Below are 11,808 nucleotides of genomic sequence, written 5' to 3'. Positions count from 1 at the left end.
CGCGCGAAAAAGCGCAAGACGACGGATCAGGGAGGGCAACCGAATGCTGTCTGGAAAATTCAGTATCGTGAAAATTGCTCTGGGATGGGTTTGCTTGACGATCGTTAGCGGGTCGGCGCTTGCCCAGAATTATCCATCTCGGCCGATCAAGATTGTTGTTGGTTTCCCGGCGGGCGGCGGCGTCGATACGTCAGCGCGCGTTGTTGGCGAGGCATTGTCGCGCGGACTTGGGCAACCGGTTGTCGTCGAGAACAAGCCGGGCGCAGCTGGAACCATCGCTGCGGGCGAGGTCGCCCGCAGCGAGGCGGATGGACACACGCTGCTCGTCACGCCTGGCGGACATTCAATTTATGGCGCGATTTTCAAGTCATTGCCGTTCGATACGGTGAAAAGCTTCGACTGGATATCCAGCATTGTCTCGGCTCCATTTATTGTCGTGGTGCCGGCCGATTCCGAATTCAAGACATTGTCGGATTTGATTGCAAAGGCCAGATATGCACCGGGCACGATAAATTTCGGTAGCGCCGGGCCGGGGACCACGCATCATCTGGCGCTCGAACTGCTGGCGCAGCGCTCGGGCACGAAGCTGCAGCACGTGCCCTATCGCGGTGACGCGCCGCTGAACACAGCATTGCTTGCGGGTGAAGTTCAGTTCGGGCTTGCTACACCGACGCTTGCTATCGGCAACATCCAGTCGGGCAAGTTGCGCGCCCTCGCTGTCACTTCCAACGAGCGGCTTGATCGCCTCCCGGAGGTTCCGACTGTCGAGCAAGCGCTCGGCATCAAGGATTACGATGTTCGCACATGGTTTGGGCTCGCCGCACCATCCGGGACACCACCGGCTGTGCGTGAAAGGCTGAGCGCCGAAGTGCGGAAAGGGTTGTCCGATCCGGAGGTCCGCAAGCGCTTGTCTGGTATCGGCGATACTGAGCCTACATCGCCCGAGCAGATGCGAGACCGCGTGGCGCGCGAATTGCAGATTTGGACCACAACCGTCAACGATGCGGGCATACCCAAACAATAAGCGGCCACCACGGCCTACTGCCAGCCTTCAGACGAACGCCACGGATTTGCGGACATGGATTTGGGTATCGAAGGACGAACCGCGCTGATTTGCGGCTCAAGTCGCGGGCTCGGTTTGGCGTGTGCCGAGGCCTTGGCCCGTGAAGGTGTGAATGTGGTTTTGAATGCACGAACGCGGCAGTCACTCGACGACGCGGTCCGCAAGGTTAAGGAGATCGGGCAGGGAACGGTGACGGCCATTCTTGCCGATCTCAGTACAGCTGAGGGGCGGGATCTGATATTTCACGCCTGCCCTGACCCCGACATCCTCGTCACCAACAATGGCGGGCCCGGCACGGGATTTATTGCCGACGTCGATCATGACATGTGGGTGCAGGCGCTCGAAGCCAACATGATTGCGCCTTTGCTGCTGGTCAGAGCGATGGTTCCCAAGATGAAGGAGCGGCGGTTCGGCCGTGTTGTCAACATTACCTCCGCCATGGTGACCGCGCCGCGTCCCCACATGGTGATGTCAGCCGGCGCGCGCGCAGGGCTTACCGCTGCGCTCAAGGGCCTCTCGCTTGAACTGGCCCCGTTTAACGTCACAGTCAACAACATGCTCCCCGAACGCTTCGATACCGACCGCCAGCATCGAATGGCTCAGGCCACGATGAAACGTGAAAACATCTCGTACGAAGAAGCGCGGGCACGCCAAGTCGAATCAATTGCAGCGAAGCGACTTGGCGATCCGAAGGAATTCGGTGCGGCCTGTGCATTTCTATGCAGTGCCTATGCAGGCTATATCTCTGGACAGAATCTCCATCTGGATGGCGGCTCCTATCCGGCCCTGATCTGAGCCAACTCGACATGACCATACCGAAATCTGCTTATCCGCCCCCGTTCAATGTCACCCGCGCGAGTCATGTGGTCATCACCAGCCGCGATCTTGCGGCGGCACGCGCCTTTTACGTCGACATGCTTGGTTTGATTGTAAGCGACGAGGACGCGAGCACGCTTTATCTGCGCGGACTGGAGGAGTCGTGCCACCACAGCCTCGTGATCCGGAAGTCCGATGCCACTGTGTGCGAACGGGTCGGTATGCGCGTTTACTCGGAGTCCGACCTCGATGCCGCCTTCGATACGCTATCAAGGCGTTCAATTTCATGCCGTTGGGTCGAGGCGCCACATCAGGGCAAAACCTTGCGCTTCAACGATGCGAGCGGCGCGCCGATTGAGTTATGCGCGCGTATGGACGTCAAGCCTCGCTTGGTTGTCGCATTCGATCAATTCCGCGCAGGTGCGCCGCACCGGCTTGACCATTTCCAGATTCTGACGCCAGAAGTGCAGGCTGCAGCGGATTTTTATACGCAGATTGGCTTCAGGTTGTCCGAATACGTGGCCGTTGATGGCACCGACAATCTCGTTTTCATCTTCCTTCAGCGCAAAGGCAATCCGCACGACATTGTATTTGCCAACGGCTCCGGTCCGCGGCTGCACCACTTCGCCTACACGGTACCCGATGCGAGCCACATCATTCATGCCTGCGATGTGGCAGGACGCATGGGCTTCAGCAAAAACGTTGAATATGGACCCGGCCGTCACGGGCCTGGACATGCGCTGTTTGTGTATTTTCGCGACCCGGACGGGCACCGGGTGGAGCTTTTCACCACGCACTATCAATGCATGGATATCGAGAACGAGCCGGTGCGCTGGGATGTCTCGTATCTTGCGAACCGGCCTTGGGGTTTTCCCCCGCGTGAGCGCTGGTATGAGGAGGCGAGCTTGTTCGCTGGCGTCACACCCACAGATCCGACGAAAGGTGCCGGCCCTGCGACGCTCGAAGGTATGCTTCGTGGCAGCGCCGATACAATCCAGAAATGATTTGCAATTTTATGTCGAGCGGATCATGGCGGCCCGCCATCGGTTGATCAAGGGGCTAAAAACCACGCAGCAGATAAGTAATTGGACCCGATTGCCTCAAGGTGCGGTCGCATCGCCTTATCGCTTTTGCGGCATTCAATGCGAACCCTCTTGCGCAAGTTACATCCGAAGTCGCGGCGTTGACTGGAAGCCCTCGAAGCCGGCAACCGTGAGGTACGATCCTTCGCCGGCTCGCGCCTCGCGATGCAGGTTGCACGCGGGTTGCAATTGTCTCGTTTCAATCCCCTTCGAGACGCTCCACCCGATCAGCTTGAGGTGCATTCTCATCGGCAGACTCAGTTTCGTAAGACGGCCCGTCGAACCGGTGCCATCCGCATCAAAAGAGGGCACTGAGGGGCACTTATGTAAAACATTGAAACGATTGAAATTTTGGCCTCTTAAGTGGGTGGTCGGGGGTTCAAATCCCTCCGCCGGCACCAACTGCTTCTGTTTGTCCAGCCCGAACACAGAGATTACAGATCGCATTCCCGAACACATTGCGCCCAAGACATGGGCGACAATCTCGCGCCGCACGGATTGTCGATGCGGAGCAAGCATCTCTCTCCATGTGCATGAAGGTCTGCAGCCTGACTCTATGACGGTTCTGACTCGTTCGGTTTTGGCTTCAGGCGACCTGATTTACGAGCCACATGCCGTCATCGACCTGACTGATGCTGAGCGCTAACTCCCATTGCATGGTTGCAGGCGACCGGCGTTGACCACGTCGCGGTCATGCGTCGTTTTTGCAGGGCTATGGAAGTTCGTGGCTGGACCGGGCAATCTCTCTTGGCTCACAGGGAGGTGTCCAATGCTGAAGACCAGCAATCCGAAAACGATCGCGCCGCCGGTCGCCATGTACAGCCACAGTGTTGAGGTGCCCCCCAACGCGCGATGGCTTTACACGGCGGGACAGGTCGGTGTCCGACCTGACGGAACCTTGCCGGAAGGCTTCGAAGCACAACACGATCAGATTTGGCAGAACACCCTGGCCATTCTCGCCGATGCCGGGATGGGGCCGGAGAACATCGTCCGCCTCAACGTCTATTCGACCGACCCCGAAGGACTTAAATTCCTCAAGGTGCATCGCGAGAAATATCTGAAGCCTCACCATATCCCGGCGTCGACATGGGTCGTTGTCAGCCGTCTCGCCAATCCAGCCTGGGTGGTCGAGATGGAAACGGTCGCCGCCAAGGTTTAGTTGGGCATTGTGAAATGCGAAGCGCTATTCGCAGTGAAATCGCGGCAAAGGCATTGCCAAGCCGAAGGTGAGTAGACAATCTGCTGCTGCGCCCGTTGAACGTTCGGGCCGAATGAACCGTCAGCGCTATTGGAGCTTCCGGAATGACCGTTCGCGGGCCAGCCTTTCAGGTTTCTCCCACCAACCCTTCAATCGGGGACATTCAGACCAATCCGTCTCGCAAGAAGGATATGCCCTACGCGCCGGCGATTCGCATCGAGTCGCCCGGTGATCTGCTCTTTATTTCCGGCGCGACTCCGTCGCCGCTCTACCACAAGCATCCGCACGAACTGCATGAGCACAACCATCCGGTCGGCATCAAGGACCAGACCCGGCTGGCGATGGAAAACGTCAAGGGTATTCTGGACCATCAGGGGCTGACCTGGACCGATGTGGTCAAGGTCACGAAATACCTGACCGACATGCGCGACATGGATGGGATGGTCGAGGTCCTGGCCGAGTATTTCGGCAACTGGACTCCAGCAAGCACCACGGTCTGCGTCAACCAGCTGTCTACTCCGGGTGCTCGCGTCGAGCTCGACATGATCGCGGTCTTTCCCAAGTGACAGCAGAGACGTCGCTGCGGCATTGTGCGATCTTGTTCATAATCAGCGATACAACAGCCACAGGCTCAAATCCGGGACCAACATCACCAGCAGCGTGACCAGCGTCATCATGATGACGAACGGTAACGCGCCTGCGAAGATGGTGTTGAGAGGGACGAAATCCTTCGGCAGCACACCCTTCACGACATAGACCGACAATCCGAACGGCGGCGTAAGCAGGCCGATTTCCACGGCGATCGTGGTCACGATACCGAACCAGATCTTGTTGCCGTCCAGCGCGTCCAGAACCGGCAGCATGATCGGGAGCACGATCAGCAGGATCGACACCGAGTCGATGATCATGCCGAGCAGGAACACCACGACGACATGCACCACGAGGAAGGCCGTCATGTCGAGGCCCGCACCGGTCACCCAGTCGGCGAATTTGCTCGGGATGCCGGTGAGAGCCACCTGCCGAGTATAGAGGTTGGCGGCGACGATCAGAAACAGGATCACCGCCGAGATAAAGCCGGTCTCGAGAAGGATCGACTTGAAAATTTTCCAGTCGAGACGTCGGCGCACCAGCGCAATAACGAACGCGATGGCGGTGCCGATCGCTGCCGCCTCGGTTGGTGTGAAAATGCCGCCATAGATGCCGCCGATCACCGCAACCACCAGCAGGGCGATCGGCGCGAGCTTCGCCAGCATTTCGACAAAGCCGATAACCGGCAAGTCCGCGGCAGGACGCGGCGCGCCAACGAAGCGCGGCATAAACACCGCCATCAGATAGATGCCGATGCAGAACGCGATCGCCAGAATGATGCCGGGGACGATCGCCGCAATGAACAGGCGGCCGACGGATTGTTCGGCAACGAGTCCGTAGATAATCAGCAGAAGGCTCGGCGGAATTAGCATGCCAAGCACCGAGGAGCCGGCAACGCAGCCGACAGAGAATTTCTTTGTATAGCCGTGATCGACCATCGCCGGTACGGCAATGCGGCTGAACACGGCGGCGGAGGCAACCGAAGAGCCTACGATGGAGGCGAAGATCGCGTTGGCGAACACGGTGGCCATGCCGAGGCCGCCGCGCAGGCGGCGCAGTAGCGCGGCCGCGACCTGGAAAGCATCCTGGCCGACATCGGCCTTTTCCAGGATCACGCCCATCATGATGAAAAGCGGGATGACGCCGAACTCGTAAGAGCCGACCGCGCTCGAGGCTGCAAGTCCGAGCGTGTTGAGCGCGTAAAATTCTCCGCCGCGCGCGATCCAGATACCGAGATAGGAGATGCCCATCAGCGCAATTGGAATTGGCATGCCGAGCAGGACAAGAACCAGCATCGCACACAAACAGTAAATGCCGACATTGATCGGCCGCGGATCGGTACTGAACATGAAGGCCAGAAAACCCACGACGGCGGCGAGGAAAACGAGGCCGGCCAACAGACTCGCGGCATCGGTCGGCTTGTCCGGATCGCGGCGGATCAGGAGGGTCAATTCCTGCACAGACAGTTTGACGAACTGGACCAGCGAGAAGCTGCACCCCACGATCAACGCAAGCTTGAAAGGCCACAGCGGAATTTTATAGGCGCCGGGCGTTCCGGCGAATTCGTCCGAATTCCAGGCTTTCACGAAATCCGGCCAGGCCCATTGCAGGATCTTGCAGAACAGAAACAGCCCGACCAGCATGTAGACCAGGTTGAAGATCGCCGCCGCGCGCGGCGCGTGTTTTTCCAGCGGTTCGATGATCATTTCCGCGCGCAACAATCGCCGGTGTGCGATGGCGCCCGGCAATTGAAGAAATACGAAGCCGGCCACCGACAGGGCGACGAACTCGACCACGCCCGAAATCGGCGCGTTGAAGAACGTGCGCATCGCCACATCGAGGCAAATCAACGCCATGATGGCGAAGATCCAGATCGAGCTGACGACCGAAAGCAGGGAATTGAAGCCTGCGTCGACGCGGCCGATGAGGCTTTCGGCCCGGGTTTCTTTGACCGGAATATCCATGTTCAAGCGCCGTTTGTAATCAAACGGGCGCCAGCATCAGCCGGCGCCCGGATAGCGTCGTGAAGGTCCGGCGAGGCCCTCGCGGGATCGCCGTTCGGTGTCAGAGACCCGCGTCCCAGTCGCGGAGCGGCTTGGCACCAGCCTTGCGCAGCGCGTCCATGTATTCCTTCATGATCTGACGGGCAGGCACACCCTTCTTCTCATTGTCCTCGACCCAGGCCTTCGCGAGGTTCGGCATGGCATCCGCCCAGCGCTTGCGCTCGTCATCCGGCAGGGTCGAGATCTTCGCCCCTTCTTTCTGGATGCGTGCCATGCCGGCCTGCTCGCGCTCCTTGACGATGCGAACATTTTCCATCGCGTATTCGAGCGCGATTGGCTTCAACACATCGCGGACCTCGGCGGGAAGACTTTCCCACTTCTGCTTGTTGACGGCGAAGCCTCCGAACGCCACCGCCCCGAGATTGACGATGGTCACGTACGGCGCCACCTCATGGAGCTTGATCGGAATGGCGCCCGATGGAATCAGAATGACGCCGTCGCCGACGCCGGTCTGCAGCGCATTGTAGAAGGTCGGAATTCCGGCATTGACGAACGTGGCGCCGAGACCTTCAGCCCAGGCGCCAACCGCGCCGGCTGCGAGCAGTTTTTTGCCCTTCAGATCGGCAAGCGTCTTGACCGGGAATTTGGTGAACAGCTGATAGCTGTCGGACGTCGTGGTCGAGAAGAACACGGCGTTGTTGGATTCCCATTCCTTGATGAAGGCCGGATTCTTGGTCGACAATTCATCCATCACCTTGACGATGATGTCAGGATTGTCGTTGGCGAAGGGTGTGACGAAGCCGATATTGTGGAGCGGCATCTTGGCCGGCTCCCACAGCGTACCCACCCATGCGAAATCGGTGATGCCTTGCTCGACGGCCTCGATGGTGTTCTCGAAATTGAACAGCACGCCGCCATAGGCTTCGTTCCATTCTATGCGGTATTTCGATCCCTTGGCTTCGAGCGCCTTGTTGGCCTTCGCGACCACCGTATTCTTCATCGACAGAACCCACGGGATCACCGGCGGGTGGCTCGATCCAATCGTAAGCCGGATTGTCTCGGTCTGCGCGCTCGCGGCCGAGGTCCAGGCGAGCGCGGCTGCCGCGAACACCAATGCTTTCAGCGTCATGTCTTTCTTCCCTATCTCGAGACGAACTTGAGTGCCGACCCTTGCACTCATTGAAGCATGGACTTCGTTCCTGAGCGAGCCCCGGAAAGCAAAATGCGACACTTGAGCCGGTTGTTGCGGGCAGGGCCCGCGTCGCGAGGTGGCGGATGAGCGGGCATTCCAATTGCCACATCATGAAAATTTGCGGATGGGCAATTTGCGAGCTCAATGCGATCTGTGCGTGCGATTTCTGGCTGCGATACTTTGCGGCGAGACTTGGCATCGAGACTTGGCATCGAGGCTTGGCATCGAGCGCCCAAGCGTGCTTCGATCCAACCGTCCCGACCGGACTGAATATTCAAGGTAGGTTGCGCAATGACCCCGCCGGCTTCGCAAAACGGTGTCCGCATTCTGACGCCGCCTGGCGCCATTGCGCCCACCGGCACGTGGAGTCTCGCTGCGCGAGCCGGGGATTTTCTGTTTGTCGCCGGCATGCGCGGTATCGATCCCGCGACCAACCGGCTGGTTGACGGAGACGAAGCACGCATTCGTCAGGGCTTTCTCAACATGCAGGCGATCGCCGCGTCAGAGGGAGCGCATCTGCGCGATGCCGTGCGTCTCGTCGTTTATGTAACCGACATGCCGCTGAGGCGTCCTCTGGTGAATAAGGTTCAAGAGGAGTTATGGGCCGGCGGTCCATACCCGCCTCGCACCATCCTGGAAGTCGCGAAACTGAACCAGGATGACATCTTCGAGGTGGAAGGGACATTCTATGTCCCGCGCGATAATGCGCCACGATAAGAGTTTGCGGCGCGGATCGTGATGACAGTTGCAAACGGCGCCAAACGGAATCTCAGACTTCGAGCTATCCGATATTTCCCGACGATAAGGCGGATAGATTTGCGGGCTGTCGATCGTTTGCGGCGTTCCTGCGTTGCAGTAGCAACTCACCAAAAACAATCAGGGCTTCAGACGACCGGCTTGGATTAAGAATAAATCCAAACAAGAAAAATAGATTGCCGACTGCCCGCTACCACGTGTAGTGAGACCGAAAGCTCTGCAGAGACATCTGCATATCGACGCTAGCAAGCCAGACAAGCCAGCCAAGCGGTTCCTTCATCGCAGGAGGCCTGGCTATGGCAATTACGATTACCGCTGGCATCAACGGCATTAATGTAGCGGCCTATCTGGCTCAGTTCGACGCGAGCTTCGCGCGCTCGGGGTTTGGCTGGTTCGACGGTAACCCGAGCTCCATGTCGGGCTCGCAATTTGCAACCACCGAAGCTCCGAACCTTCTCGGCGATCCGACCAAGCAAGCGGTGGTCTTCGACTCCACCGGCGGCTTTTCCTATTCGATGGCGACACATGACGTCAGCGGTTCCGTCAGCGCGATCACGTTCGGCTATGGTCTGACCTACGGTTCCGGATCGTTTCAGTTATCGCAGATGGACATGCGGATTTCCGGGATAACGTCCGGCAACTCCGCCCGGGATCTTCTCTGGGACGCGATGAACGGAAACATTGGTACCCTCAGTAGTCTGCTGAACAGTAACGAGATCAATTTCATAGGGGGCAGCGGTAACGATACGTTCTCCGGGTTTGCCCAGGATGACGTCATCGACGGCGGCGACGGCAACGACACGTTTGGCGGCGGAGGCGGAAACGACACGCTGACCGGGGGTACCGGCAACGACACCTTCATCTATGACGCGCAAGGTGCGGACACCATCACCGATTTCGAAGCTGGTAGAGATGTGATCCGAATCACCTCGGGCTACGCGAGCTTTTCGCAGGTCCTGGCCAATTCCTCGGTGGCTGGCGGCGACACGGTGATCAACTTCGGTGGCGGCAATTCGCTGACGCTGACCGGCTTCAACGGATCGCTGAGTGAAAGCTACTTTGAGTTTGACGCCGTTGTGCCCCCGGATCCCGGTCCGGAAGTGTCGGTGTCAGGCAACGGATTCAACATCGCCGACGGCGATTCCGATCCGGGAATAGCGGACTGCACTTCATTCGGCGCCGCAGTCACCGGAGATGTGGTCATTCACACCTTCACCGTGACCAACAGCGGCGACGAGGCGCTCTCGACCTCCAAGCTCAAGTTGCCGAAAGGCTTCTCGCTGGTGGGGCAGACACTGCCGGCGAGCATCGCTCCGGGGGGCTCCGCGACGTTCCATGTGCAACTCGACACCAGAAAGGTAGGCATTTTCGGCGGGGATATCAGCTTCAAGACCAACGATGCGGACGAAGGAGTCTTCAACTTCAGGGTTTCCGGCTCTGTCGTCGAGCCGAAGATCAACGTGCTGGGCAACGGCGTCAGCATCAAGGACAATTCCAACAAGGCGTCCATCGCCAACCACACCCAATTCGATGCCGGTGTCGGCTTCGAGGATGCGCCGCCGGTCCGCACCTTCACGATCAGCAATGCCGCAGGCGCGGCCCCGCTGACCATCAGCAACGCCACGTTGAGCGGCTCGGGCTTCACGCTCCTGACCAATCTGACCGGAGTGGTGCTGCAGGGCGGCGAGTCCATCTCGTTCGATGTCGAGATGGACACCACGATCGCCGGCACGCGCTCGGCGAAGATCATCATCAACAACAATTCCGGAAAGCTTTCGGAATATGACTTTGTCGTCACCGGAACGGTCGGTCCGCGCAATGTCGTCGGTAGTGACGGGGTCAACGATGTCTTTGACGCAACCGCGAATGCGGAGAACTTCGACGGCAAGTCAGGCATCGATACGGTGAGTTATGCCAATGCCACAGCCGGTGTCGTCGCAAGCCTCATTAGTCCCAAGAAGAATGCCGGCTTTGCGGCCGGCGACGGCTACACCTCGATCGAGAACCTGGTTGGCTCGGATCACGACGACACGCTGACGGGGAGTGCCGAGAACAACATTCTCGAAGGCGGCAAGGGCGCCGACAAGCTCGACGGCGGCAAGGGTATCAACACGGCCAGCTACGCCAATGCCGAAACCGGTGTGACAGCCGACCTGATGAGCGCCAAGACCAGCAACACCGGGGAGGCCGCCGGCGATACCTACAAGAATATCCAGAACCTCCTCGGTTCTGCATTCGACGATACCTTGGCGGGTGACAAGAAGGACAATGCACTCGACGGTGGCACCGGCAGCGACAGGCTGATCGGAAATGGCGGCTCCGATACGCTGACTGGCGGGCTCGGTGCCGACACCTTCGTTTTCCTCAACGTGAAGGACGGCGGCAAGACCGGCGACGTCATCACCGATTTCGTGTCGGGGAAGGATCTGATCGGCATTTCCAAGAGCGGGTTCAAGCTCTTCGCCGGTCTCGATCTCAACGGCTTCGTCACCGACGACTACTTCGTCAGTAATGTAAGTGGCGTGACCGCAACTGCCACCGATCACGGCCAATTCCTGTTCGAGGAGAGCACCAGCAAATTGTGGTGGGATGCGGACGGCGCCGGCAAGAAGCCGGCGGTGCTGCTGGCCACCTTCACGAACGGGGCCCATGTGCTGGCCACAGATTTTGACTTGCAGTGAGCGTCAGTTTCCGCAGCCAGTGTGTGATCTTTGAAAGAGGGGCGCAGGCGGGCGGGATGCTCGCCGCGCCCGCTGGCGTTTCTGGCGCAGACCCGTCCTGCGCAACTTTCATATTGCGATCGCAGCGTCTCGCGTGTAGCTCACTCAAGTCATTGATTTTACTGCTTAAAATCGATCTAAACTGATGCGCTTCTTGGAGGCGCTCAAAACTGTGCCGCAAAGGCTCGAGTGATGGCGGACCACGATAACGCGAAGATGACCCCGCTGAGCCCCGCATCGTCGTCGGTCGCGCGCACGCTGACGCTGGCCGGCAATCAACTCGACAGCCGTGACCTCTTCGCTTCGGTGCGCGAAATCGTCATTGCGCATGGTGCCGATCGTTACCGTCTTCGCCTCACCTCGCAGAACAAACTCATCCTGACAAAGTAA

General features: G+C 58.9%; 10 protein-coding genes. 8 read left to right on the top strand and 2 right to left on the bottom strand.

Features of this window, described 5'->3' with window-relative positions; all coding sequences use genetic code 11:
* Positions 1 to 43: 43 nt before the first annotated feature.
* The 5 genes from AC5I5I_RS13010 (at position 44) to AC5I5I_RS12990 (ending at position 4,725) form a co-directional block, all read left to right on the top strand.
* On the top strand, positions 44 to 1,024 hold the full coding sequence (locus AC5I5I_RS13010) for a Bug family tripartite tricarboxylate transporter substrate binding protein (protein ID WP_495973608.1): 981 nt from the start codon (positions 44 to 46) through the stop codon (positions 1,022 to 1,024).
* Positions 1,025 to 1,078: 54 nt separating this feature from the next.
* Complete coding sequence (locus AC5I5I_RS13005; protein WP_495758302.1) at positions 1,079 to 1,858, top strand: SDR family oxidoreductase; 780 nt, start codon at positions 1,079 to 1,081, stop codon at positions 1,856 to 1,858.
* A gap of 11 nt (positions 1,859 to 1,869) precedes the next feature.
* Complete coding sequence (locus AC5I5I_RS13000) at positions 1,870 to 2,883, top strand: VOC family protein (protein ID WP_495973606.1); 1,014 nt, start codon at positions 1,870 to 1,872, stop codon at positions 2,881 to 2,883.
* 847 nt (positions 2,884 to 3,730) lie between these two features.
* Entirely contained in the window at positions 3,731 to 4,120 is a 390-nt protein-coding gene (locus tag AC5I5I_RS12995) for a RidA family protein (RefSeq protein ID WP_495973604.1), read from the top strand.
* A gap of 143 nt (positions 4,121 to 4,263) precedes the next feature.
* Complete coding sequence (locus AC5I5I_RS12990) at positions 4,264 to 4,725, top strand: RidA family protein (RefSeq protein ID WP_495973602.1); 462 nt, start codon at positions 4,264 to 4,266, stop codon at positions 4,723 to 4,725.
* 42 nt (positions 4,726 to 4,767) lie between these two features.
* Here AC5I5I_RS12990 and AC5I5I_RS12985 read toward each other — a convergent pair whose 3' ends face one another.
* Together AC5I5I_RS12985 and AC5I5I_RS12980 are read right to left on the bottom strand one after the other, a co-directional pair.
* Positions 4,768 to 6,711 carry a TRAP transporter large permease subunit gene (locus AC5I5I_RS12985; RefSeq protein WP_495973600.1) on the bottom strand — a complete coding sequence of 648 codons (1,944 nt, stop codon included), beginning with the start codon at positions 6,709 to 6,711 and terminating at the stop codon, positions 4,768 to 4,770.
* A 100-nt stretch (positions 6,712 to 6,811) separates the two neighbouring features.
* Positions 6,812 to 7,879: a C4-dicarboxylate TRAP transporter substrate-binding protein gene (locus tag AC5I5I_RS12980; RefSeq protein WP_495973598.1), complete on the bottom strand. Its 1,068-nt coding sequence runs from the start codon at positions 7,877 to 7,879 to the stop codon at positions 6,812 to 6,814.
* Between the two features lie 354 nt (positions 7,880 to 8,233).
* On the opposite strand from AC5I5I_RS12980, the gene AC5I5I_RS12975 reads away from it, so the two are divergent.
* The 3 genes from AC5I5I_RS12975 (at position 8,234) to AC5I5I_RS12965 (ending at position 11,808) form a co-directional block, all read left to right on the top strand.
* Entirely contained in the window at positions 8,234 to 8,659 is a 426-nt protein-coding gene (locus AC5I5I_RS12975; RefSeq protein ID WP_495973596.1) for a RidA family protein, read from the top strand.
* Positions 8,660 to 8,994: 335 nt separating this feature from the next.
* Positions 8,995 to 11,379 carry a choice-of-anchor D domain-containing protein gene (locus AC5I5I_RS12970; protein ID WP_495973594.1) on the top strand — a complete coding sequence of 795 codons (2,385 nt, stop codon included), beginning with the start codon at positions 8,995 to 8,997 and terminating at the stop codon, positions 11,377 to 11,379.
* 255 nt (positions 11,380 to 11,634) lie between these two features.
* Complete coding sequence (locus AC5I5I_RS12965; protein ID WP_495973896.1) at positions 11,635 to 11,808, top strand: hemin uptake protein HemP; 174 nt, start codon at positions 11,635 to 11,637, stop codon at positions 11,806 to 11,808.

This window comes from Pseudorhodoplanes sp. (assembly GCF_059499825.1).
This window is presented reverse-complemented; position numbering and strand designations above follow the sequence as displayed.

What these genes read in the sequence shown, in the direction of transcription:
- AC5I5I_RS13010 (WP_495973608.1), top strand. Translation starts at nt 44, where the DNA reads ATGCTGTCTGGAAAATTCAGTATCGTGAAAATTGCTCTGGGATGGGTT.
- AC5I5I_RS13005 (WP_495758302.1), top strand. Translation starts at nt 1,079, where the DNA reads ATGGATTTGGGTATCGAAGGACGAACCGCGCTGATTTGCGGCTCAAGT.
- AC5I5I_RS13000 (WP_495973606.1), top strand. Translation starts at nt 1,870, where the DNA reads ATGACCATACCGAAATCTGCTTATCCGCCCCCGTTCAATGTCACCCGC.
- AC5I5I_RS12995 (WP_495973604.1), top strand. Translation starts at nt 3,731, where the DNA reads ATGCTGAAGACCAGCAATCCGAAAACGATCGCGCCGCCGGTCGCCATG.
- AC5I5I_RS12990 (WP_495973602.1), top strand. Translation starts at nt 4,264, where the DNA reads ATGACCGTTCGCGGGCCAGCCTTTCAGGTTTCTCCCACCAACCCTTCA.
- AC5I5I_RS12985 (WP_495973600.1), bottom strand. Translation starts at nt 6,711, where the DNA reads ATGGATATTCCGGTCAAAGAAACCCGGGCCGAAAGCCTCATCGGCCGC.
- AC5I5I_RS12980 (WP_495973598.1), bottom strand. Translation starts at nt 7,879, where the DNA reads ATGACGCTGAAAGCATTGGTGTTCGCGGCAGCCGCGCTCGCCTGGACC.
- AC5I5I_RS12975 (WP_495973596.1), top strand. Translation starts at nt 8,234, where the DNA reads ATGACCCCGCCGGCTTCGCAAAACGGTGTCCGCATTCTGACGCCGCCT.
- AC5I5I_RS12970 (WP_495973594.1), top strand. Translation starts at nt 8,995, where the DNA reads ATGGCAATTACGATTACCGCTGGCATCAACGGCATTAATGTAGCGGCC.
- AC5I5I_RS12965 (WP_495973896.1), top strand. Translation starts at nt 11,635, where the DNA reads ATGACCCCGCTGAGCCCCGCATCGTCGTCGGTCGCGCGCACGCTGACG.